The organism is Bacillus sp. F19, from assembly GCA_023823795.1.
In the GTDB taxonomy this organism is placed as follows: Bacteria; Bacillota; Bacilli; order Bacillales; family Bacillaceae; genus Bacillus_P.
The window spans coordinates 3926431-3948859 of the sequence record CP085710.1 but is presented as its reverse complement, the minus strand read 5'-3'; the positions used below and the strand labels follow the sequence as shown (position 1 = coordinate 3948859).

The window sequence follows — 22429 nt, the reverse complement described above, 5'->3', positions numbered from 1 at the left end:
CAAAAAGCAGCCTGCTAACATCCATGAAACTGCACGATCCAATATGATATAATTAAATAACAATGGTGATGTCTGAAAACGGGAGGAAGGAAAATGACGCTATCAAATCGGGAAAGTCAGTTGCTTGCAGAAATACAAGTGTGGGAACAGCACTTGGGGGAGGATCTTCGCTCAGATTTTGGCCGCACGTATGACAAGTGGCTAAACCGAAAGCTTAACGGCATTCCAGAGCCGATCAAACGGAAATTCTTCGATAAGTTTGACGATATCCTCTTTCATTTGCATTCTTTCATTCAAAACTCACATGTGCAGCATGATGCAAGACAGCAGCTGCTCATGACGGCAAAAACATTTGATGAAGACATTCATCACATTTATGACATGAAAAAACTCAGTGTAGATCAGCTGCATTACATATCAGATTTACAATTATCCAAGCATCGTCTTTATTCATTCGTTCAAGGCGGTTTAGCAGGGACAGGGGGATTCCTATTAATGGGGATTGATCTTCCAGCTCAAATGCTGTTAAACCTGCGTGCTGTACAAATGACGGCTCTAAGCTACGGCTATGAAGTGAATTCTCCTTTTGAAATGATGACATCTTTAAAAGTTTACCATGCTGCACTTCTTCCCAAGCATCTGCGCTATAAGCAATGGGTTGCTTTGACAGAAGACCTGAATAACAATGATGAAAATCCGTTTTTTTATGAGGGAGAAGACAAGCTTGCAAATCAGGCGAGCATTGATCATTTACTTAAACAGCTTGTAAAAGTATCAGCTATATCTATGCTGAGAAAAAAGATGATTGGCGGTATTCCCTTGATCGGCATGGCCATTGGGGCCGGTGTCAATTACCAGCTGACAAGACAAATTACAGATTTCGCCCATCAATATTACCGCTACAGGCTGCTGCTTGAAAAAAAGGATGCCGATTTATGAGTGCAATTGAACATAAATTGCAGGCACCTTCAAAGGTATATTGCAAAGTTATAACGGTCAGCGATACTAGAACGGCAGATACGGATAAAAGCGGTCAGCTAATCTCGGCACTTATTAAAAAAGCAGGTCATGAAGTTGTTCAATATGAAATCATTCCTGATGAAGAAACGTTAATTAAAAGCGCTGTTAACAGAGGGTGCAAATCGAGTAAGATTGACGTGATCCTTCTAAATGGAGGCACTGGAATTGCAAAAAGAGACGTAACTATTGAAGCAGTTCAGAGCTTGCTTGAAAAAGAAATTCCAGGCTTTGGAGAGCTGTTCAGAATGCTGAGCTACCAGGAGGACATTGGATCATCAGCCATCCTGAGCAGAGCTATAGGCGGCGTTTCAGATGATACAGTTATCTTCTCTATGCCAGGTTCGGCTGGTGCTGTTAAACTGGCAATGGAAAAGCTGATCATTCCGGAATTGGGACATGTAGTAAGAGAAGTTAATAAAGATCTGAAATCATGCACTTAAAAACATCACCGTCTCAGGTGATGTTTTTTTATGCATAATTATCTTATTTCTATACCTTAATAATGCACACGTTCTGATACATGCTGATGAAGTCTGAACCACAGCCATAAATCATTAATAATAGATGCGTGCTCGGATATTTCAGCGTTAAGCCTGCAGGATCTTGAAAAATCCTCTTCATTGTTCAGTTCATCCTGTTTCGAGTTAATCTGTTCTTCTATTTTTGCGATTTGATCCGGTATGCTCCCCCGGATCTTTTCCCATTGCATCAGGATCGCTTCCTGTTCATGGGGGTGAATTTTTTCCCACTCCATTTCGAGGTTTGGAAGATTGATTCCAAGCCGCTCGCTAAAACGAAAATGTTTCATTGTCATTCCCCCGTGCGTAAGCTTTCCTTTATTCTACATGACACGTGCATAAAGTTCACGATTATTTCATAAAAAGTTTTGAGAAACCTATTGAAAAACAGTGAATAACTTGTTAAAGTGGTATTTATCAAATGAATAGTTATAAATCTTAATTAATATTTATACATCTGAGAGGGGAAATTAAGTTGAATTTAAATAAAAAAGTAGTGTTGGCTTATTCAGGCGGGTTAGATACATCAGTAGCAATCAAGTGGCTTCAGGATCAAGGGTATGAGGTGATAGCATGCTGTTTGGATGTCGGCGAAGGAAAAGACCTTGCATTTATTCAAAGCAAAGCGCTGCAGGTCGGAGCTTCTAAATCATACGTAATTGATGCTAAAAAGGAATTTGCTGATGAATATGCATTGGTTGCTCTTCAATCACATGCTTTATATGAAGGGAAATACCCGCTTATATCTGCCCTGTCACGTCCGTTGATAGCTAAAAAGCTTGTAGAGGTTGCTGAGCAGGAGAATGCCATCGCAGTTGCGCACGGCTGTACGGGAAAAGGCAATGATCAGGTTCGGTTTGAAGTATCTATTAAAGCTTTGAACCCTGACCTTGAAGTGCTTGCTCCAGTCCGCGAGTGGAGCTGGTCGCGTGAGGAAGAAATTCAATATGCACAGGAAAACAATATTCCTATTCCAATTAATCTAGGAAGTCCGTTTTCAATTGATCAGAACTTATGGGGCCGAAGCAATGAGTGCGGAGTTCTTGAAGATCCATGGGCAGCTCCTCCCGAAGAAGCATATGACCTGACAAATTCCATTGAGAATACACCTGATACACCTGACATGGTGGAGATCGAATTTGAACAGGGTGTGCCGGTTTCATTAAATGGTGCCTCTTATCCCCTGGCAGAGTTAATTCTTCATTTAAATGCACTTGCAGGCAAGCATGGAGTCGGAAGAATTGATCATGTAGAAAACCGCCTTGTTGGAATTAAATCGCGTGAAGTATATGAATGTCCGGCTGCAATTACGCTGCTTAAAGCTCATAAAGAATTAGAAGATCTGACTCTTGTAAAAGAAGTGGCACATTTTAAACCTGTTATTGAAATGAAGCTGACAGAGCTCATTTATAACGGTTTATGGTTTTCTCCGCTCAAGGATGCCCTGCTTGGATTCCTGAAAGAGACCCAAACTTATGTAACAGGAACGGTTCGGGTAAAACTCTTTAAAGGCCATGCCATTGTTGAAGGAAGAAAATCTGCATACTCTCTTTATGATGAAAAGCTTGCAACATATACAACTGAGGATTCGTTTGATCATCAGGCAGCAGTTGGGTTCATCTCTCTTTATGGACTTCCTACCAAAGTAAGCAGCATGGTACAGGGAAAAAAGAAGGTGAACGTATGAAAAAACTGTGGGGTGGACGTTTTCAAAAAACACCTGAAAAATGGGTGGATGAATTTGGAGCATCCATTTCATTTGATAAAGAACTCGTTCTAGAAGATATACAGGGAAGTCTTGCGCATGTTCACATGCTCGGACAATGCGGGATCATCGAACCTGCTGAAGCAGAGCAAATTAAAACAGGCCTTCTTCTTTTAAAAGAAAAGGCTGAAAACGGCGAGCTTCAGTTTTCTGTTGATTATGAAGACATACATTTAAATCTTGAAAAGCTGCTTATTGATGAAATCGGACCTGTCGGAGGGAAACTGCATACCGGCAGAAGCCGGAACGACCAAGTTGCTACAGACATGCACCTTTATTTGAAAAATCATGTAAAGGAAATTACCCAGCTGATTACAGCATTTCAGCAGACGCTTTTAGAAAAAGCAAAAGAGAATGTAGAAACGATTTTGCCTGGTTATACTCATCTTCAGCGTGCACAGCCGATATCGTTTGCTCATCACCTCTTAGCTTATTTCTGGATGCTTGAGCGGGATAAACAGCGCTTTGATGAATCCTTAAAGCGCATAAATATTTCCCCGCTCGGCTGCGGGGCGCTTGCAGGGACAACGTTTCCGATTGATCGTCACTTAACTGCTGAACTGCTTGAGTTTGAAGGGATTTATGAAAACAGCCTTGACGGAGTAAGCGACCGTGATTTTATTGTTGAATTTCTAAGCAACAGCTCCCTGATGATGATGCACTTATCACGCTTATGCGAAGAACTGATTTTATGGTGCAGCCAGGAATTTCAGTTTGTAGAGCTGGATGATACTTACGCAACGGGAAGCTCAATGATGCCGCAGAAGAAAAACCCGGATATGGCTGAATTAATCCGCGGTAAAACGGGACGGGTTTATGGCCATTTATTTGCTTTGCTGACGACCTTGAAAGGATTGCCGCTCGCATATAACAAAGATATGCAGGAGGATAAAGAGGGCATGTTTGACACAGTCCGCACAGTAGAAGGAAGTCTGCAGATATTTATTGGCATGATCGGAACGCTGAAAGTGAAAAAAGAGAAAATGAAGAAAGCTACAACAGAAGATTTTTCAAATGCGACGGAGCTTGCTGATTATCTTGCGAAAAAAGGCATGCCTTTCAGAGAAGCACACGAAGTAGTTGGGAAACTTGTTTATACGTGCATTGAAAAAGGCATTTATTTAAAAGATCTTTCACTCGAAGAATATCAGGATGCATCTTCTTTATTTACTTCGGATATATTCGAAACAATTGATCCATACACTGCTGTTGCAAAAAGAAACAGTGATGGCGGTACAGGTTTTTCAAAGGTAATTGAAGCGATAGCTAAGGCTGAAAAAGTATTACTGAGTAAAATTTGAAGGTTTTACCATCGTAAACAGGTCCATTTTCACAAACGATAGTACAGAGACACTATCTGAATACGAGGAGCTGATATCGATGGGAAAAGAAAAAGATCCGAAAAATCAATCTGCTTATTATGATTATGAGGGTGAAAATGAAACTTCACAGCTTATTACAGATGCTTATTCAAGCGGGGTAGTTGAGCAGCAATACGAGCAAAATTTCCTTCAGGAAAATCTTCAGCCGAGAGAAGCAGAAATAGAATAGTGAAGCCGCATGAAAACAAGAAAAAAGTCATCAATCATGATGACTTTTTTCTTGTTTTTATTAGGATCCAGTAGAGCAAGCAAGAGAAGATAAAGCCTAGTGAAAAACGTTCAGGAATAATGAAATATATACAGATCCCGCAAACAATTGCCCTCATTGTTCAAATTAATGGAAAAAATGGATAAAATCAAAAGAAAATAACCATCACGATCGGCATGAATCGGATAAAGAGCTTGCTGATATGAATGGATTCAGCTGGTTATAATAAAAGGCACTAAAGCCCCAAAGCATACTGTCAGGAAAAATCCAAAAAGATTGAGGCGTATAAGCCGAAAAAGCCATGCTTAGGAGATTTCGCGCATCTCGCCATATCAGCTGAGGCGCTGACACCTGAAATATACTGAACAAAAACACGGCTTGCATAAAGGGCCATCGTCAAAAATGCAGAATTTGTTTCTGCGGGCATCAAAGGCTGAAGGCCCTGCAGACCTTGTAGTAAAATACAAATAGAGAATAAATCCTTGTCCAGCAAGCAAAAAAGGCAGAAAAAGCCTGAAATAAAAAAAGTCCTCCTTCCATAACCGTCAATGCGGGAAGAAGAAAATTGCCTGCATTAGATGTATTACTTAAAAAAGCCAACTTTAAACTCCAATAATTGGGTAATCATAGGATCCGTATGTAGCCCCAAATCAGTTAACATCAATGAACCGGGTAATCATAGATTACGTATGAAGCCCCAAAACAGCTAAAAATTGATAAGTAGGGTAATCATAGGATGGGTATGAGTCCCCAAAACAGCTAAAATCAATGAATTGGGTAATCATAGGATGAGAATGAGACCCCAAAACAGCTAAAGTCGATAAGTAGGGTAATCATAGGATGGGTATGAGTCCCCAAAACAGCTAAAATTGATAAGTAGGGTAATCATAGGATGGGTATGAGTCCCCAAAACAGCTAAAATTAATGAATTGGGTAATCATAGGATGCGAATGAGACCTCAAAACAGCTAAAGTCGATAAGTTGTGTAATCATAGGATGGGTATGAGTCCCCAAAACAGCTAAAATTAATGAATTGGGTAATCATAGGATGCGAATGAGACCTCAAAACAGCTAAAGTCGATAAGTTGTGTAATCATAGGATGGGTATGAGTCCCCAAAACAGCTAAAATCAATGAATTGTGTAATCATAGGATGGGTATGAGTCCCCAAAACAGCTAAATTCGATAAGTTGGGTAATCATAGGATGGGTATGAGTCCCCAAAACAGTTAAATTCAATGAATTGGGTAATCATAGGATGGGTATGAGTCCCCAAAACAGCTAAAATCAATGAATTGGGTAATCATAGGATGAGAATGAGACCCCAAAACAGCTAAAGTCGATAAGTTGGTTAATCATAGGATGGGTATGAGTCCCCAAAACAGCTAAAATTGATAAGTAGGGTAATCATAGGATGGGTATGAGTCCCCAAAACAGCTAAAATCAATGAATCGGGTAACCAAAGGATCCGTATGAAGCCTTTAAATAGTTTAATTGACGACCTTCAGCTGATTCAAGTCGCCTGCGCTAGGAGCTGTTCCGCTTTTCGTACTGTCCAGCTCCACCGCCAAATCCTCGGCCAGAACAAATTCCCCCAAAAAGTCAAACCCGGACTTTTCGGGTGAACTCTTATCTGTCTGCCTGCGCAAAACAGGCTGTTCCGCTTTTCGTATTGTAAGATTGCTTGCATTTCAATACAATGAAAAAGATAAAAAGTATAATATATCCCGGTGCACCGAGGAGGATTTTAACGTTGAGACATGCCATCATAACAGCTGGTTCAAAAGGTTTAGGAAGAAAAGTGACGGAGCTGTTCCTGGATAAAGGCTACTCTGTCACAATTAATTACCGTAGTGATGAATCTGCCGCTGCGCAGCTAAAGAAACAATATGCACATCTTGAGGACCGCATGCTCTTTATTAAAGGGGACGTAACAAAAAAAGAAGACCTGCTTTATTTAGTCGATGAGGCATTCAAAAAGTTTGGCCGCATCGACTGTTTAATTAATAATGCCGGTCCTTACATATTTGAAAGAAAAAAACTGGCTGATTATCTGGATGAGGAATGGCATGAAATGATAGACGGCAATTTGACCGCTGTCTTTCATCTTTTGAAAAAAGTAATTCCCATCATGCGAAAACAGCACTACGGGCGCATTATCACCTACGGTTTTCAAGGAGCTGATTCATCATCCGGCTGGCTCCATCGTTCAGCCTTCAGTGCAGCAAAAACCGGGCTTGCTTCTCTCACAAAAACCATTGCCATTGAGGAAGCAGAATACGGCATTACAGCAAATATGATCTGCCCTGGCAATATCACAGGAGAGATGAAGGAAGCGACTATTTCTCAGGCAAGAGAGAAAAGAGATCCGGAGACTCCGATTGGCAGATCCGGAACGGGAGAAGATATTGGAAGGCTGATTGCGTTTTTATGCAGTGAAAATTCAGATATGATTACAGGCGCTGTCATTGAGGCTACCGGAGCTGTCAATGTATTGAACCGAAGACCATAATGTCACCTCAACTTAGCTGGGATTTTTTAAAAAGATTGAGGAATCTATTTAAAATAGTAAGAAAAACGCACATTTCCTAGAATGTATTTCCAATTTATACTAAGTTTCCATATGATGAATTAAGGAAATACTAAAAATTGTACCGGAATGAATTGGAAATGATATAGGAGGAAAAACGATGAAAATCGGCATACCTAAAGAAATTAAAAATAATGAGAACCGTGTGGCAATGACCCCTGCCGGCGTCATCCCCCTTATTCAGGCGGGCCATGATGTTTATATTGAGCAAAACGCAGGGGAAGGGTCTGGTTTTCCGGATCATCAGTATATTGAAGCAGGTGCGAGAATTGTAGCTTCGCCAGAAGAAGCCTGGGCGATGGATATGGTTATGAAGGTGAAGGAGCCCCTTCCGTCTGAATACCAGCATTTTCGTGAAGGCTTAATTTTATTCACCTATCTGCATCTTGCTGCTGAATCTGAGCTTACGCGTGCACTGATTGACCGGAAAGTAGTTGGAATAGCATATGAAACCGTTCAGCTTCCAAACCGCTCACTGCCTCTATTAACACCGATGAGTGAAGTGGCAGGAAGAATGGCCTCGCAAATTGGAGCCCAATTTTTAGAGAAGCCAAAAGGCGGAATGGGTATTTTATTGTCAGGAGTTCCAGGAGTGAAGCGCGGGAAAGTGGCCATAATAGGAGGCGGCGTAGCCGGAACGAACGCTGCCAAAATTGCCGTCGGACTTGGAGCCGATGTTACCATGCTCGATGTGAATCCGGATCGTCTGCGCCAGCTGGATGATATTTTTGGAAAAGAAATCACCACGCTTATGTCAAACCCCTATAACATTGGTTATGCTGTCAGCCAATCGGATCTTGTCATTGGAGCGGTGCTGATTCCAGGGGCAAGAGCGCCAAAGCTTGTATCCGAAGAAATGGTCCAAAGTATGACGGCCGGTTCAGTCATTGTTGATATTGCCATCGATCAAGGCGGTATTTTTGCTACTACAGACAGAATTACAACTCATGACAATCCTACGTATGAAAAGCATGGCGTCCTTCACTATGCTGTGGCCAATATGCCTGGAGCGGTACCAAGAACATCAACGATTGCCCTTACAAATGTAACTGTTCCTTATGCCGTGCAGATTGCGAATAAAGGGTATAAAAAAGCCTGCTTGGAGAATGAACCGCTTTTAAAAGGTCTCAATACATTAAATGGGTTTGTAACTTATGAAGCCGTTGCGGAATCTCATGGATTAGCCTATTCAGATGCAAAAGCACTGCTGGGAGAATAATACAAAAAGCGAACATTAAAAAGATGTTTGCTTTACTTGGGAAACCAGGTTTTGAAGAAGTTAAAGCTAAGCTTGAAAAACACTTAGAGGAATAAGGTTTTACGCTACTTTCCTTATTAGGTAATTGATTAGTTCTCGGGGTATAAAAACTGACCACATTTTGACCACATTCCTTGCTAAAATGTGTTTGAGTCGGCCATATACTCCGAGAATTTATTTATTGATTTGGCTTCCATTGATTTTGTAACATGGGAATAAATGTTTCCGGTTGTCATAATATCCTTATGTCCTAATCTTTCTTGAATCTCTTTTAAAGAAACTTCTGCTTTCAGCAGCATTACAGCATGAGTATGCCTTAGATCGTGAATTTTAATATTAGGTACCTTGCTAGTTTTCTTTAGTCTTTCAAATGCAGTTTGAATTGTTCTATCCCTTAAACGCATGCCATCTTCTTTGCAAAATACAAAATTCAATTTAGAATACTTGTCTCCGAATAAAAGCTTTCTCTTAGTTATAACCAGTAGTGACAGAAGCTTTTTAGGTCCCTGTCACCTAATATCAAAATGAAAAGGAAAGAGAAGTCTATACTTTAAGCTTTCCTATACTTTTTCATTTAATTATTTTTTTAATCTTTGCTTGTGTTTATAATTAAATTAATTCATTTTGGTTTCATAATCAGCATGCCGAGTATTATACCTGAGGTTAATTCGCTAAATTGTCATTATGGGAAAATGATTTATTTGAGCTCTTTTTCCATATCATAAGCACACAAGCAGCAATCGTTGTTCCAAGCCAAACTAGCAACAGTATGCTCGCAAGGATTGGCAATGCAGTTAGTTCGAAAACAGAGCGACCCAATGCAGTTTGGAAGCCTATCAATATTATCGATAGCATCCAAGTAATACTACCAAAATGGATCAACCATTTTTTCAAACGTTTATCAACATGAGTTTTTTCCAAAAGCAATCCTGGTAGGACTAAAGTTTGTAAAGCGTGAAATCCAATTCCATGCAATACGATTAGATTTCCCGCATCTCCTGTAAAACGTTCTTGAAGCAATATCATCCATATTCCAGCAATATTGGCTACTAGGACAGAAAGAAATGCATAACGAATTCCCATTATAAGAAATGGCCTTTCATAAGGAGGTTTCATTCTAAAAAACTGAATCATAAGCAATAAGGTTAAGATTACAAGCAATAAAGAAACAACTCCAAATAGCATCCCACCGATCGTATCAACGATAGTTCCTTCAAGAGAAAATCTTGGATTAAAACCCCGAAAATTTTGAACCGTTTCAATTGTATAGGAATAAAGGGCTGCTGTAATAAAAAGCCATCGAATCGTCTTCCTTTTACGAGTTCCCAGTCTTGCAAAAGGTAAAATCATAGCAATGGAAAGGAGAAAAATACCGATTGCTGCATTAAAAGAGAAAGCATCGCCCATATTGCCTTCAGGTAAAATAATGGGACCTTGAAAAAAGATATAAAAAGCGATTCCTACTGAAAGGATAATTCCGAAGATACCTGTGATGACAAGCCATTTTTCTTCTTCAAATATTTTCATTGGCGGTTCAACAACATCATTTCGAACAGCTTTCATAAATTTTGACAAGAATAATCACTTCTCTCAAATTATTTTGTTTTTATTTATTAATAAATAAATATTTTTGTAAAAAAAGAAAGTGTAGTTACTCCTTTCTTTTTTACTCTTCATTATCAATTCCACAGATTAATTCAGGTAAATTCAATACCTCCGCAACCGTAATAAGTAAACCTTTGCCAATAAAACGTGCTGCTGTTTCCTTAGCATTAAGAACTCAACTCTTTCCATTTTCAAAGTTAGAGATTCAAAAATCGTATGGTACAACTTACTAACATGTTCTCGAATACCCACTTCTGAAATCTATGAACTAGGAACCTTTTAAATTACCATTTTTTCATTTCCATCCATTTACGTGCCAAAATAGTGGGTTCCGAATAAGGCTATTATCACTCTATTTTTTGTGCCATGGCGACAGGGTCAGCGTAGTAAAGATAGCCAATCGTTCCGTCCTCATTTTCTTTGAAGGCCAGCGGATTTCCATCTTCATCCTCAAACAGGAGCGGTTCCAACTGACGTACAATATGTTTTCCTGTAGCCGCATCCTCTACTATTAGTGTTCCATCTGGGGATGCCGTAATTTTTGTCGCCCAATGCTCTGGCAACCTTAGGTCACGGTAAGTCCCCTCAAATCTGCGTAACTCCTCTAAAGTAGGTTTTAAGTAAGTTGGCCTTTCTTCCTTTTCAGGATAAAACCGGTCCATAAATTCCCCGAACACCTGGGCGCGCATGTCAGGCCAATTCGCGTCATCCTTGTTGAAAAACACAAACGCACCTAGCTTTTGTTCCGGCAAGAGCCACATCCAGGAATGGTATCCAGGGAGATCTCCGCCTTTCCCAATAACCTTTTGTCCGTTATGGGAAGCATGGAAAAATGTTTCAAAGCCATAACCCATATTCGGAACTTTAGAATGAACCGCAAAATGGATTTTTTGCATTTCTTTTGTTGATTTTGGTTTTAAAATTCGAGTATTACCAAGTTTCCCGTTATTTAACTGTGCTAACATGAACTTCGTCATATCGCTCGCGCTAGTAAACATGCTTCCTTGAGGGGCTTCTGCAGGTACGATTGTATACGGAGGAATAGGCTTTCCATCTATATCATACCCAGCTGCAAGTTTCGCTTCGATTTGTGGGGTCATCACAATATTGCTATTGTTCATCCCAAGCGGCTGGAAAATATGTTTATCCATGTATTGCTGGTACGACATTCCTGACAAATTTTGCACAATATACCCTTGCAGCATAGAAGCGTAATTATCGTACATATAAGATTCTCCTGGCTTCCGGACGACTGTCGGCATCCCCTTGATGATGATATCGCGAAGCTCGTGACGTTCTGTGAGATCAAAAATAACCGGGTTAATTTTATCAGGGTTATCAAATCCAGTCGTAAAGGAGAGCAGGTGTTTCATCGTGACCGGCTCATTCACGTTATTTTTCAACTGGATGTCTCCAAGATAGGAGTTCACATCTTCGTTCAAATCAATTTTTCCTTGTTCAACTTGCTGCATGACAGCTGTGGCAGTAAAGACTTTTCCAACCGAAGCCGCGCGAAACACGGTGTTTTCTGGATCCATCTTAATCCCTTTCTCCAAGTTAGAGTAGCCGTATCCCTTTTGAAAAAGTACCTTGTTGTCTTTGACGACAGCAAACACGGCACCAGGAATTTTGAGTTTCTCCATTTCCTTTTTAAAAAATTGATCGGCAAACTTTTGGATTTCTTCCGCATTCGCTGGCCCGGAATTACCTTTAGGATTGGCAGCTTGTGCTGGCTGCGCACTGACAGATCCGAGCAAGGTCGAGAATGCCAGCAATACTGCGATGATAGAAGCACTAGGTCTGAAATAACGTTTCAACATATTTCCTTCCTCCTTGAGTTTAATGTCTATAAATCTCTGAATTTCCTCTTTCCGAGAAACAGCGTATCTTATCTTTTCCTTGTGATTATAGTGGTGAAGGTAATGAAGAGAGTCATATTTTTTGTTTTCTTATGACTGTGGTCATCTGACGAATTTCACTTTTTTCTTTACCAATAATTAACTAGAATGAGAATATAAGGGGGAGTAACATGGAGTTTGTCGAGAAGAGAAAATGGTTGTGGATCGAATGGCTTTTTTTTATTACCTATACCTGTTCATATGGGCTTGTTTCGATTTATCCTTTTATCATATTAGAAAATGAAACCGTTCCATATTTCCAGTTTTTCATCTGGACGGCCATCAGTTATGCCCTGCCGCTTCTGTTTTGGAGATCTGGTTATATTAACCGAAAATGGTTTCCGTTCATCGTTTTTTTGACGTATGGTTTATTAGAAATCTACCTAAGTTATACCATGCATATGTTTGCCAATATCCTATCTTTTTCGTTAATTATTGTTGGCTTCCTTTCCCACCGGTGGACATGGTGGTATATCATCCTGATCTTTGTAATCGGTGTCCCTATTACTGAATTTTTTTTCGTAGATCTGACCTATGTTTATATCCATTTGGCCTTTCAAATTTTAAATGCTTCGTTTGCTCTCGGGATGGGATACTGCATTCAAAGACTTTCCGAGACAAGCATTCAAATGAAACAATTATATGAAAAAAATCTTTGCCAGTATCGGAAGATTAAGGAGCAGAATCGTGCTTTGGAGCTGTATAGTGAACAAATTGAAAAGGTAACAATTCTGGAGGAGAGAAATCGGATGGCAAAAGAGCTTCATGATACAGTCGGTCATACATTTACCTCTGTCATCATGGGAATGGATGCCGTTATCTATTTACTGGAAAAAGATCCCGAACGAGCCAAGGAGAAGTTAATCACATTAAGTAACGTGACAAGGAAAGGACTTGATGAGGTGAGGAGGAGTATTCACCAAATTTCCCCCTATGATGAGGGGCATTCCCTTCATCATGAGCTCTCCCAACGCGCAAGGGAGTTTGCCGTTCATACACAGACCAACGTTCAGTTTCAGCTGAACGGAGAGGAAACGGCCGTGTCGAAACCGATCCGGCTAGTATTGGTCCGCTGCCTGCAGGAGGCGCTAACCAATGCCAAGCGTCATGGCAATGCTGAAACGATTGAGGTGACTTTATCTTTTACTGCAGATGGTATCGAGCTTTTAGTAAAAGATGATGGAATCGGGGCCGACCAAATCAGCCCTGGGTTTGGACTCAATTCGATGAAAGAACGACTTTTAGCAATCCAAGGAACTATGGCAATTTCATCTTCTAAAGGGAAGGGAACGACTGTTACATGGACCGTTCCGAAAGGAGTATCCGTAAATGAAAAAAATCCGATTACTGCTCGTTGACGATCAAGAGTTGATTCGTGAAAGTTTGTATATCGTTCTGGATATGGAGCCAGAGCTGGAAGTCATTGGTCTTGCTGAAAACGGCCAAACAGCGATTGAGTTATGTGAAGAACAGAAACCGGATGTCGTATTGATGGATTTACATATGCCAAAAGTGAACGGAGTAGAAGCAACCGAAGAGATTAAAAGAAGATGGTCGGATATTCGCGTGATCATCTTGACCACATTCCAAGAAATTGACTTTGTCGTCGATGCTTTAGCAGCGGGGGCAGAAGGATACCTGCTAAAAGCCATTCACCCGAAGGATTTGGCAGCAGGAATCAAATGGGTTTTTCAAGGAGGGACGCTGATCCCACAAGAAATCGCTCAAATGCTGGTACGACAATTAAAGAATCCTCTAGCTGTAGAAGCCTCTGAAAAAAAATCGATTCCCCAATACGGATTAAGTGAACGGGAAGTGGAGATTCTTCACTGCGTATCCGAAGGATTAAATAATCGCGAAATTGCTCAGAGGCTTTTTTTATCAGAGGGAACAGTGAAAAATTATGTATCTAGCATTTATTCGAAAATGGGAGTTCGGGATCGTGTTCAGGCGTCGATGAAAGCTCATCAGGAAGGGATCATTTGAAGTTTGTAGAAATTCCAGCCTATCCACTTCATATCATTGTAACTATTCTACTTCCATGATACCCTTGGGGCGATAAAAACTATATTGGGGTACGGAAACTTCTAATTCCACTTTTGAAAAAACGATAACACCATCTTTCAATCATGTTATTTTCAATTTTAATTCTATAACGAATAGGAAAAGCCTTCAGTAACAAGACTCTCCCCAGTTTGATGATGTTTTTTATAAATTTCCTTTCTGGAATTTAATGCCTTTTCGAACACAAAAACATAACATATCATTCTTTTTAAACCTTCTCCCTCCTAAAAAAGATTTATCATATTAACTATGAAACAATTTTAGGAGGGAAAATGTGGGTAAATTAAAAAAGAATAATATAATAATTTTAATCATTGTAGCAATTATAGTTTTAACAATAAGTTGTACAGCATCCTCTATTCATAATAGAAATATCGCAAAAGAAAAAGCTGCCGAAGTTGCAATACAACACAAGCTTGATGGGTATGTGTCTGGACCCCTCTATACAAATATAGTCAACATAAGCGATGTTATCGGCAATGAAAAAAGGATCTTCAATCGAAGATCCTTTTGTGCTGATTGACATAATTATCTTTTATTTTCAATTCAATTGTTTAAACTAAAAATTCTTTAGTTACCCAACCTATACAAATCAATATTACCTTACATAGACTGTATTAATTATATGAAAGAGATGTGATTAACATGCTAAAATTCTTTAAAGCAAGATTAAAGGGTGAAAATGAAGTCCCTCCTGTTGAAACTAATGCTTTTGGTTTTGCAAAATTTGTAGCTAATAAAAAAAGAACTAAGATAAAGTTTGCACTAGAAGTTGAAAACATTGAAAACTTTGTTCAAGCACACATCCACTTTGGTGAACGTGGTGAAAATGGACCTGTAGTAGTGTTCCTTTTTGGTGCTGACTTAGAAACGCTTGAGGAGCAAAATGGTATAACGACAAGAAGAGGCGTTGTTACAGGAACTATTACGGATGACGATATTGTAGAAAATGACGTAGGTATAGAAACTGTAGAAGATTTATTAAAATTCATGGAACAAGAATTAACTTATACTAATGCTCATACTGAACAAAATCCATCAGGTGAAATTAGAGGTAAAATTGTACCAATTTAAATTTTCACACTGTTAGTTTATTAAGATGATGGCTTAAAAGGTTGCACATAACACATTTTTTTAGTCATCCTTTTTCTCTATTTATATTAGATTCTCAGTTAGTCATAATGAACGAAACGGCCCCATCGCTTAACGTAGATTGCACTTGGTCATAATGTTACTACCAAAATAAAAACCCAAGTGTAGAGCTACACGCGAAAAGGAGCCGATTACTATGAAGGATGTACAAAAATTTGTTGGTTTGACGTATCTAAAGATACTATTGCTGTTGCGATTGCAGATTCAGGTCGTGGCGAACCTAGATTTCATGGGACCATTCAAAATAATCCAGAAAACATATGCAAACTAATGAAAAAGGTAGGAAATCCTGAAAATCTACTAGTTTGTTATGAAGCCCGATTCTCTGGATATGGAATTTATCGATTACTTCTATCTATGGACATTGAATGTATAGTTGTGGCACCTTCCCTTTTCCCAAAGCGCTCGGGCGACCGTGTGAAAACAGATAAAAGAGATTCTATTCGATTGGCCCAGCTACTTCGTGCTGGAGAGCTTACTTCTGTTTGGGTTCCAGATGAAGATCATGAAGCTCTGCGTGATTTAATCCGTGCTCGTCATGATGCTCGAGAAGATTTACAAAGTTCTCGTCAGAGACTTGTACACTTTTTACTTCGCCATGAAATACGTTTTCCGCAAGGACTTCGTAATTGGACGGTAAAACATCGAGAATGGTTAAATAAATTAACTTTTGATAGACCTTCACAACGGATTGTCTTTCAAGAATATCTTCATGCCATCTATGAGGTTGAGGAGCGTATGAAACGACTAGAAACTCAAATTCATGAAGAAGCTATTCAAAGTGAACATGCTCCGGTCATTCAAGCCTTCAAACATTGAGAGGAGTCGCAGAAGTCACAGCCGTTACTTTGGTCGCTGAAATTGGGCAGTTTTCTCGCTTTTCAAATCCAAGGCAACTGATGTCATACGCTGGTCTCGTTCTTAAAGAGTACTCTAGTGGGTCCAATCGTTGGCAAGGTTCTATTACTAAAACGGGAAACGCTCAGATTAGACGATCTATAGTAGAAGTTTGTTGGTCATATCGTCATCGACCATCTCTTAAAGGTGAATTGCTTAAACGTCAAGAAGGTCAAGATCCAGAGGCAAAACGTATTTCTTGGAAGGCTCAACACCGTCTTCATATGAAATATCATCGCATCTCTGCTAAAGGAAAAGGTGGAAAAGTAGCTGTCGTAGCTGTTGCTAGAGAGTTGCTTGGATTTATTTGGGCTATTGGTTGTGCCATTGAAAATAAACAAGTAAGTGAATCGAAAGTTGCTTAAGTAAATTAATGTTACCCTGCGTAAATCTGACTGTTAATTTTTCCAATTAGGTATTTATGATGAGATTGAAGATTTGGCTCGGAGGCAAATCCCCGGGAAGGAGAACCCTCATGTTCAACTATGCACTAGGTCGAAGAACTGAACGTGCGCCGTTAGTCCGAGGCAGCTCCATGACGGATGGAATGAAATGTGGTAGCCAACCCACGCATATCAGTATGTATACCACCGTCAACGCTTTGCCTTCGAGCCAAGTTTTTAAGGATATTCTAGTTTCCTATTTTTATGGGAGGTTATAATGTGACATCAATGGTCATATCTAGTACGATAAAATTATCAAAGGATTAGGAGTGAGAAAATGAAGGTTTCATACCATGGACATTCAGTTGTAAAAATTCAAACGGATAAACATACGATTGTCATTGATCCATTTATAAATGGAAATGGCCAGACAGACTTGAAGGTTGAAGATTTGAAAGTTGATGTTATTTTACTGACGCATGGTCATAATGACCACGTCGGCGATACCATTCAGCTTGCGAAACAAAACAATGCCCTGGTTGTTGCTCCTTTTGAACTTGCTACATATTTAGGATGGAAAGGATTAAATGTTCATCCTATGCACATTGGCGGATCGCACAAATTTGAATTTGGAACGGTTAAATTAACACAGGCATTTCATGGTTCTAGCTATGAGGAAGAGGAACAAAAAATCATTTATACAGGCATGCCAGCCGGAATTCTCTTTAAAAAAGAGGGGAAAACGGTTTACCATGCAGGGGATACAGCTCTCTATTCAGACATGAAACTTCTTGGCGAATTTGAAGATATAGACCTTGCCTTTTTGCCAATCGGGGATAATTTTACAATGGGTCCTGAGGATGCGGCGATTGCAGCAAAGTGGATTAAAGCAAAGACCGTAGTTCCAATACATTATAATACGTTTCCTGTCATTGAACAGGATCCAAAAGAATTTGTCAGCAGGCTCTCAGGCAAAACCGGAAAAGTCATGGAAGCTGGAGAATCTATTAAACTGTAAAAACGCAGGCGGGGGTTATTCCTCCGCTTTTTTCTATGTCTATTTTTCTTCTCTTATATCCCAGGTGTTTTCGCATGAATGAGAGCACCAGCGCATAAAATGAAACAAGCTGTAAAAAGGAGTTGGTCAATGATGCGTATTCTTTATATCTTACTTGCGGGAGCTGTTGTGTATTTTGCCTTGCCCCGTCTGGATTTTTCAAGCAGCAGTTCACTTGAAAGCTTATTTTCTCTCGTTTGGCTGATATTTGCTTTATTTGTGATAGGCGGCAATATGACGGGACTGATTTATACTCCTAAAAAACGTTTAACAAAACATTCAGCTGTGCGTAAATACCAGGCAAAAACAAAGCAGCGTGCAGCCGCTCGTTGATATAAAGCGTTCACACCCTTATAATGAAATTGGAAGATTAGAATGGCTGATGAAAAAGGGTGAAGAAGCTTGGCAACGAAGCATGAACAAATACTGCAGCGTATTGATTCCCTCCCGATCGGAGAAAAGATCTCGGTCCGGCAGATTGCAAAAGATATGAGTGTGAGCGAGGGTACAGCTTATCGTGCGATAAAAGAAGCAGAAAACAAAGGGTATGTCAGCACGATAGAGCGGGTTGGAACAATACGCATTGAAAAAAAGAAAAAAGAAAACATCGAAAAACTCACTTATGCTGAGGTTGTAAATATTGTTGATGGACAAGTACTTGGAGGTCGTGCGGGACTTCATAAAACGCTGAATAAGTTTGTCATCGGCGCAATGAAATTAGAAGCAATGATGCGTTATACAGGCGCAGGCAACCTGCTGATTGTAGGGAACCGCACGAATGCCCATCAGCTTGCAATTGAGGCGGGTGCCGCCGTGCTGATAACAGGCGGCTTTGACACAGACGAGCATGTAAAAAAAATTGCCGATGAGGCAGAGCTTCCGATTATTTCAACGAGCTATGACACCTTTACTGTTGCAACCATGATCAACAGGGCCATTTACGATCAGCTTATTAAAAAAGAAATTGTTCTTGTAGAGGACATCTTAACATCGCTGGATAAGACTGTATGCCTGAAAACAACCGATCCAATTGAGGAATGGTATCAGCATAATTATAAAACAGGCCACGGCCGTTTTCCTGTTGTCGATCATAATTTAAAAGTACAGGGAATGGTTACATCTAAAGATGTGATGGGGTATGATCGCCATGTCCTTGTAGAAAAAGTGATGACGAAAAACCCGATTACCGTTATCGGAAAAACATCCGTAGCATCTTCAGCACAAATGATGGTCTGGGAAGGCATCGAAGTATTGCCGGTTGTCGATCAGAACAATCGTCTTGAAGGAATGATCAGCCGTCAGGACGTGCTCCAGGCGCTGCAGATGATTCAAAGACAACCTCAAATCGGCGAAAAACTGGATGATATTGTGACAAACCAATTTGTGGTGATTGCCGAGGATGCAAAAAAGGCAAATGTGTATCGCTTTCAGGTCAGTCCCCAAATGACCAATCATCTTGGCACGATTTCTTATGGAGTGTTTACAATAGTCGTCACAGAAGCAACCAACCGCTATTTGCGAGCACAAAAAAAAGGCGAAATTGTTGTTGAGAATATAACCATTTATTTCATGAAACCTGTTCAGATGGATAGTATACTTGAGATTCATCCGAAAATACTTGAAGTCGGACGCAAGTTTGGAAAAATAGATGTTGAAGTGTTCAGCAATGGCGTTGTTGTTGGAAAAGCAATGATGATGGTCCAGCTTATTGAGAGAAGTTAATGCAGGAATATAAAAAAGGACGGAGAGCCGTCCTTTTTCTTTTTTAAGCAATAAGAAAGGATAACATTTTGCGTATGGATGGCAAGTGGCAGCTCCCAGCTCCCAGCACCTCGGTCAGAGCAGATCCGCCATGCCTGCGCTGACCAAGGTGCTTCCGCTTTCTAATCAGCCTTGTTTGGATTCCTTAACGGCAAAAGGCAAATAATGTTTATAAGCTTTATATCCTGCCCAGCTGCTGGCGATTCCGACGATCATAAAAATGATTCCAACGACTAATGATACAGTTGAATGAAAAAGAAATAATTGATTGAGTCCAAAGAAAAAGACGAAAATTCCAAGTGCAATGCTTGATTTTGCAGAGAGCCACTGCTTCTCCATAGGTTTTTTTGTTCTGTAGAATTTCACTTTATAGAAGAGATAAAAGGAAAATGCAAAGATAATCAGAATTACGAGTACAGGCATTAAGTATAACCTCCATATTAAACTTACATCCTCTATTTTAATCATTCTTGAAGTGAATTGCCATAACCAAAGAGAAGATTCGCTTTTCTGCACGGTGGTTTTTATGATTTAATTAGTCTATAAGCAGGTATGCAAAGGAGATTACATATGAAAAGTGAAATACTGTCAGCCATAAAAGAATATCAATCGATCATTATTCACCGGCATGTGCGGCCTGATCCGGATGCATACGGATCACAGTGCGGATTAGCTGAAATCATTAAAGCATCATTTCCTGATAAAAAAGTTTTACTTGCGGGACTTGGGGAGCCGACTCTTGAATTTTTGTATAAGATGGACACCGTAACAGACCAGGATTTTGAGGGCGCTTTAGTGATTGTCTGTGATACAGCCAATCAGGAGCGTATTTGCGATCAGCGCTACCATAAAGGCGCTAAATTAATTAAGATTGATCATCATCCTAATGAAGATCCGTATGGAGATTTCTTATGGGTTGATACTAATGCAAGTTCTGTCAGTGAAATGATTTATGAATTTTACCTTTCAGGGAAAGAAGATGGACTCGTTTTGCCTGATAAAGCAGCTCAGCTTATTTATGCAGGCATAGTGGGAGATACAGGCCGTTTTCTTTTTCCGAGCACGACGAAAAAAACGCTGAGATACGCAAGTGAGCTAGTTGAGTATAACTTTGCTTTCACAGAAATTTATGATGGGTTATATAAGACAAAGGTGAATGCAGCAAAGCTGAGCGGATACGTTCTGCAAAATTTTAAACTGTCATCTTCGGGTGCTGCATCGATGATCCTTACAAAAGAAATTCTTGAAAAATTTGAAGTAAGTGCATCTGAGGCTTCTCAATTGGTTGGAATGCTTGGCAATATTGAAGGTCTTCGGGCATGGGTCTTCTTTGTAGAGGAATCCGATCAAATTAGAGTGCGCTTAAGATCTAAAGGGCCGATTATCAATGAATTGGCAAAGAAATATCGCGGCGGAGGGCACCCGCTTGCTTCAGGGGCATCGATCTATAACTGGGAAGAAGCAGAGCAGGTTCTAGCAGATCTTGAAAAGGTGTGTCAGGGTTAATCGCTTTATTTTACAGGAATAAACCAATATCCAAATTCTGTTGAATCTTCATGGAAGGTCAGTTTTTGTGCAAGCAGTTCTTTTTTAATTAATGAAGCGAGCTCCGCAGACTCTGCATAAGCGGAGAAACCTTCTTTCAGCCGTTCTGCTTTTTCGCGGGCCATCTTTTTGTGATTTAATACATACATCACATTCCCTCCTTCTTTATAGTGGGTGATCGGGTCTGATGCTATCACCATTTTACCCCAAAGACGCGAGGGAGTGCGATTTAATTAATTGAAATTTCAAAAAATAATTCAATTTATTTAGATATGCTTATACAGGATCCATCTGTTCGGTTCGTAAGTCCCGGTTTCTACTTTGCGAATGCTACTTTAAGCTCGATGAATAGGGTGGTGTATATGAACATTTCCTCAATTTCCACCTTGTATTGCTTGTCATCAATTTTATATACCTTATTTTCAATGGCTTTTTTCATCAGCTTCCGGCTTTTATATACACTTTCCAAATCCTTTGCAATGACATCAGAAATATCCTCTTTTACATGATCTTGGATCATATAGGTCATAAGTGACGTGAATTGATACCTTTCCCCATTGATCAGTGTCACATGGATGTTTTGGACTCTTAGTTTTTCCTGATTGATTTTATTGAGAGTCTCAATTTCTTCTTTATAGCTTATATTTGTTTTTTTTAATTCCTCAATTGTATATGCCTGATCTTCAATCTTGGTAATAAGCTCTTCCTGCCATTCACCGTAAATGTAGAGAAAGATACACCAGCTGACGACGGCGCCGAGAACCATTCCTGCGAATAGTCGCTGCCAGGAAGGTCTTTTGTATAAAGGCGGTATTCTCATTGCGGCTGCTCCTGAGTCAGCCATGAAATAAGAAGCCAGCCTGTCTGTGCCCCGCCCATTGCTGAGATAATAAGCAGAATCTGTTTGATGACATCACGTGTTTCACCTTCAAAAAATCCTCTTTCAAAGCTGTAAAACGTATCAAACGTACCGCCGATAGCAGCGACAAGCGCCCAAATTTTCAATCTGTTTGCAAGACTGTAAATCGTTGACAGAGGAGGCTCTCCGGCTAAGTATGCTCCTACGCCGCCGATGATTGAACCGCCTAAGATTACTCCGAGCGCTATAAAATAACTATTAATAAAGGCTGGTATAAAAGCTTCTTTAACCTCCATTTTTCATCATCCCCTTACTAACATGTATATGGACAAACAGAGGGAAGTATGTGATGAGAAATCTTCAATTTGTGTCACTTTTCAAACAGGAATATAATATTACTATGAGATTGTAAGAAAAGCGGAGCCGATCTGACCCGAGGAATCAGGCGGTGGAGCTAGACATAGATGAA

General features: G+C 39.9%; 26 protein-coding genes and 1 pseudogene. 18 read left to right on the top strand and 9 right to left on the bottom strand.

From position 1 onward, the window contains the following. Window positions 1-93: 93 nt before the first annotated feature. Window positions 94-939, top strand: coding sequence for an EcsC family protein (locus LIT25_20320; protein ID USK32905.1), 846 nt, complete (start codon window positions 94-96; stop codon window positions 937-939). After that, window positions 936-1460 (top strand): MogA/MoaB family molybdenum cofactor biosynthesis protein, encoded by a 525-nt coding sequence (locus tag LIT25_20315; GenBank protein USK32904.1) that lies wholly within the window; start codon window positions 936-938, stop codon window positions 1458-1460. The genes LIT25_20320 and LIT25_20315 overlap by 4 nt, the downstream gene beginning before the upstream one ends. A gap of 56 nt (window positions 1461-1516) precedes the next feature. On the opposite strand, the gene LIT25_20310 is transcribed toward LIT25_20315, so the two are convergent. Then, window positions 1517-1828, bottom strand: coding sequence for a hypothetical protein (locus LIT25_20310; GenBank protein ID USK32903.1), 312 nt, complete (start codon window positions 1826-1828; stop codon window positions 1517-1519). Between the two features lie 185 nt (window positions 1829-2013). Between LIT25_20310 and LIT25_20305 the strand changes: the two genes are divergently transcribed. From LIT25_20305 to LIT25_20295, 3 genes are all read left to right on the top strand, one after another. Then, on the top strand, window positions 2014-3225 hold the full coding sequence (locus LIT25_20305; GenBank protein USK32902.1) for an argininosuccinate synthase: 1212 nt from the start codon (window positions 2014-2016) through the stop codon (window positions 3223-3225). Further along, window positions 3222-4604, top strand: a complete 1383-nt coding sequence (argH, locus tag LIT25_20300; GenBank protein ID USK32901.1) for an argininosuccinate lyase — start codon at window positions 3222-3224, stop codon at window positions 4602-4604. The genes LIT25_20305 and argH overlap by 4 nt, the downstream gene beginning before the upstream one ends. A gap of 79 nt (window positions 4605-4683) precedes the next feature. After that, a complete protein-coding gene (locus LIT25_20295) occupies window positions 4684-4854 on the top strand; it encodes a hypothetical protein (protein USK32900.1) in 171 nt (56 codons plus the stop codon). 1527 nt (window positions 4855-6381) lie between these two features. Here LIT25_20295 and LIT25_20290 read toward each other — a convergent pair. Continuing rightward, the gene (locus LIT25_20290) at window positions 6382-6540 is read right to left on the bottom strand and encodes a hypothetical protein (GenBank protein USK32899.1); all 159 of its coding nucleotides are present in this window, start codon (window positions 6538-6540) and stop codon (window positions 6382-6384) included. Window positions 6541-6644: 104 nt separating this feature from the next. Between LIT25_20290 and LIT25_20285 the strand changes: the two genes are divergently transcribed. Both LIT25_20285 and ald read left to right on the top strand, forming a co-directional pair. Continuing rightward, a complete protein-coding gene (locus tag LIT25_20285) occupies window positions 6645-7403 on the top strand; it encodes an SDR family oxidoreductase (protein ID USK32898.1) in 759 nt (252 codons plus the stop codon). Between the two features lie 178 nt (window positions 7404-7581). Continuing rightward, on the top strand, window positions 7582-8700 hold the full coding sequence (ald, locus tag LIT25_20280; protein ID USK32897.1) for an alanine dehydrogenase: 1119 nt from the start codon (window positions 7582-7584) through the stop codon (window positions 8698-8700). A gap of 176 nt (window positions 8701-8876) precedes the next feature. Here the strand turns inward: ald and LIT25_20275 are convergent, their stop codons facing one another. The 3 genes from LIT25_20275 to LIT25_20265 all read right to left on the bottom strand — a co-directional run bounded on the left by LIT25_20275 (window position 8877) and on the right by LIT25_20265 (window position 12164). Beyond that, a complete protein-coding gene (locus LIT25_20275) occupies window positions 8877-9173 on the bottom strand; it encodes a tyrosine-type recombinase/integrase (protein ID USK32896.1) in 297 nt (98 codons plus the stop codon). Window positions 9174-9402: 229 nt separating this feature from the next. Then, window positions 9403-10314 carry a hypothetical protein gene (locus LIT25_20270; protein ID USK32895.1) on the bottom strand — a complete coding sequence of 304 codons (912 nt, stop codon included), beginning with the start codon at window positions 10312-10314 and terminating at the stop codon, window positions 9403-9405. 377 nt (window positions 10315-10691) lie between these two features. Then, the gene (locus tag LIT25_20265; GenBank protein USK32894.1) at window positions 10692-12164 is read right to left on the bottom strand and encodes a beta-lactamase family protein; all 1473 of its coding nucleotides are present in this window, start codon (window positions 12162-12164) and stop codon (window positions 10692-10694) included. Between the two features lie 209 nt (window positions 12165-12373). Between LIT25_20265 and LIT25_20260 the strand changes: the two genes are divergently transcribed. The 10 genes and pseudogenes from LIT25_20260 to LIT25_20215 all read left to right on the top strand — a co-directional run bounded on the left by LIT25_20260 (window position 12374) and on the right by LIT25_20215 (window position 19517). Further along, window positions 12374-13600: a sensor histidine kinase gene (locus LIT25_20260; GenBank protein ID USK32893.1), complete on the top strand. Its 1227-nt coding sequence runs from the start codon at window positions 12374-12376 to the stop codon at window positions 13598-13600. Then, window positions 13572-14228, top strand: a complete 657-nt coding sequence (locus LIT25_20255; GenBank protein USK32892.1) for a response regulator transcription factor — start codon at window positions 13572-13574, stop codon at window positions 14226-14228. The genes LIT25_20260 and LIT25_20255 overlap by 29 nt, the downstream gene beginning before the upstream one ends. Before the next feature lie 352 nt (window positions 14229-14580). Next, window positions 14581-14829 carry a hypothetical protein gene (locus LIT25_20250; GenBank protein USK32891.1) on the top strand — a complete coding sequence of 83 codons (249 nt, stop codon included), beginning with the start codon at window positions 14581-14583 and terminating at the stop codon, window positions 14827-14829. Window positions 14830-14951: 122 nt separating this feature from the next. Continuing rightward, window positions 14952-15380, top strand: coding sequence for a CHRD domain-containing protein (locus LIT25_20245; protein USK32890.1), 429 nt, complete (start codon window positions 14952-14954; stop codon window positions 15378-15380). Between the two features lie 231 nt (window positions 15381-15611). Next, complete coding sequence (locus tag LIT25_20240; GenBank protein USK36350.1) at window positions 15612-16277, top strand: transposase; 666 nt, start codon at window positions 15612-15614, stop codon at window positions 16275-16277. Next, window positions 16274-16489: pseudogene (locus tag LIT25_20235) on the top strand (transposase). Before LIT25_20240 ends, LIT25_20235 begins: the two are co-directional and overlap by 4 nt. 18 nt (window positions 16490-16507) lie before the next feature. Further along, complete coding sequence (locus LIT25_20230; protein USK36420.1) at window positions 16508-16720, top strand: hypothetical protein; 213 nt, start codon at window positions 16508-16510, stop codon at window positions 16718-16720. A 355-nt stretch (window positions 16721-17075) separates the two neighbouring features. Then, window positions 17076-17756, top strand: coding sequence for a metal-dependent hydrolase (locus LIT25_20225; GenBank protein ID USK32889.1), 681 nt, complete (start codon window positions 17076-17078; stop codon window positions 17754-17756). Window positions 17757-17885: 129 nt separating this feature from the next. Continuing rightward, complete coding sequence (locus tag LIT25_20220; protein ID USK32888.1) at window positions 17886-18128, top strand: hypothetical protein; 243 nt, start codon at window positions 17886-17888, stop codon at window positions 18126-18128. 69 nt (window positions 18129-18197) lie between these two features. Further along, window positions 18198-19517, top strand: a complete 1320-nt coding sequence (locus tag LIT25_20215) for a CBS domain-containing protein (GenBank protein USK32887.1) — start codon at window positions 18198-18200, stop codon at window positions 19515-19517. A 165-nt stretch (window positions 19518-19682) separates the two neighbouring features. On the opposite strand, the gene LIT25_20210 is transcribed toward LIT25_20215, so the two are convergent. Then, the gene (locus tag LIT25_20210; protein ID USK32886.1) at window positions 19683-19979 is read right to left on the bottom strand and encodes a YtpI family protein; all 297 of its coding nucleotides are present in this window, start codon (window positions 19977-19979) and stop codon (window positions 19683-19685) included. A gap of 147 nt (window positions 19980-20126) precedes the next feature. Here LIT25_20210 and LIT25_20205 point away from each other — a divergent pair, with 147 nt between their 5' ends. Continuing rightward, window positions 20127-21062, top strand: coding sequence for a bifunctional oligoribonuclease/PAP phosphatase NrnA (locus tag LIT25_20205; GenBank protein USK32885.1), 936 nt, complete (start codon window positions 20127-20129; stop codon window positions 21060-21062). Between the two features lie 5 nt (window positions 21063-21067). Here the strand turns inward: LIT25_20205 and LIT25_20200 are convergent, their stop codons facing one another. The 3 genes from LIT25_20200 to LIT25_20190 all read right to left on the bottom strand — a co-directional run bounded on the left by LIT25_20200 (window position 21068) and on the right by LIT25_20190 (window position 22256). Further along, on the bottom strand, window positions 21068-21250 hold the full coding sequence (locus LIT25_20200) for a hypothetical protein (protein USK32884.1): 183 nt from the start codon (window positions 21248-21250) through the stop codon (window positions 21068-21070). Window positions 21251-21417: 167 nt separating this feature from the next. Further along, a complete protein-coding gene (locus LIT25_20195; protein ID USK32883.1) occupies window positions 21418-21921 on the bottom strand; it encodes a sporulation protein in 504 nt (167 codons plus the stop codon). Continuing rightward, a complete protein-coding gene (locus LIT25_20190) occupies window positions 21918-22256 on the bottom strand; it encodes a YtrH family sporulation protein (GenBank protein USK32882.1) in 339 nt (112 codons plus the stop codon). The genes LIT25_20195 and LIT25_20190 overlap by 4 nt, the downstream gene beginning before the upstream one ends. Between the last annotated feature and the right edge of the window lie 173 nt (window positions 22257-22429).

Excerpts from the sequence above, each read along its gene's own strand:
- LIT25_20190 (USK32882.1), bottom strand. The coding sequence starts at position 22,256 with ATGGAGGTTAAAGAAGCTTTTATACCAGCCTTTATTAATAGTTATTTT.
- LIT25_20320 (USK32905.1), top strand. The coding sequence starts at position 94 with ATGACGCTATCAAATCGGGAAAGTCAGTTGCTTGCAGAAATACAAGTG.
- LIT25_20260 (USK32893.1), top strand. The coding sequence starts at position 12,374 with ATGGAGTTTGTCGAGAAGAGAAAATGGTTGTGGATCGAATGGCTTTTT.
- LIT25_20255 (USK32892.1), top strand. The coding sequence starts at position 13,572 with ATGAAAAAAATCCGATTACTGCTCGTTGACGATCAAGAGTTGATTCGT.
- LIT25_20295 (USK32900.1), top strand. The coding sequence starts at position 4,684 with ATGGGAAAAGAAAAAGATCCGAAAAATCAATCTGCTTATTATGATTAT.
- LIT25_20210 (USK32886.1), bottom strand. The coding sequence starts at position 19,979 with ATGCCTGTACTCGTAATTCTGATTATCTTTGCATTTTCCTTTTATCTC.
- ald (USK32897.1), top strand. The coding sequence starts at position 7,582 with ATGAAAATCGGCATACCTAAAGAAATTAAAAATAATGAGAACCGTGTG.
- argH (USK32901.1), top strand. The coding sequence starts at position 3,222 with ATGAAAAAACTGTGGGGTGGACGTTTTCAAAAAACACCTGAAAAATGG.
- LIT25_20200 (USK32884.1), bottom strand. The coding sequence starts at position 21,250 with ATGTATGTATTAAATCACAAAAAGATGGCCCGCGAAAAAGCAGAACGG.
- LIT25_20195 (USK32883.1), bottom strand. The coding sequence starts at position 21,921 with ATGAGAATACCGCCTTTATACAAAAGACCTTCCTGGCAGCGACTATTC.
- LIT25_20205 (USK32885.1), top strand. The coding sequence starts at position 20,127 with ATGAAAAGTGAAATACTGTCAGCCATAAAAGAATATCAATCGATCATT.
- LIT25_20225 (USK32889.1), top strand. The coding sequence starts at position 17,076 with ATGAAGGTTTCATACCATGGACATTCAGTTGTAAAAATTCAAACGGAT.
- LIT25_20220 (USK32888.1), top strand. The coding sequence starts at position 17,886 with ATGATGCGTATTCTTTATATCTTACTTGCGGGAGCTGTTGTGTATTTT.
- LIT25_20245 (USK32890.1), top strand. The coding sequence starts at position 14,952 with ATGCTAAAATTCTTTAAAGCAAGATTAAAGGGTGAAAATGAAGTCCCT.
- LIT25_20310 (USK32903.1), bottom strand. The coding sequence starts at position 1,828 with ATGAAACATTTTCGTTTTAGCGAGCGGCTTGGAATCAATCTTCCAAAC.
- LIT25_20315 (USK32904.1), top strand. The coding sequence starts at position 936 with ATGAGTGCAATTGAACATAAATTGCAGGCACCTTCAAAGGTATATTGC.
- LIT25_20265 (USK32894.1), bottom strand. The coding sequence starts at position 12,164 with ATGTTGAAACGTTATTTCAGACCTAGTGCTTCTATCATCGCAGTATTG.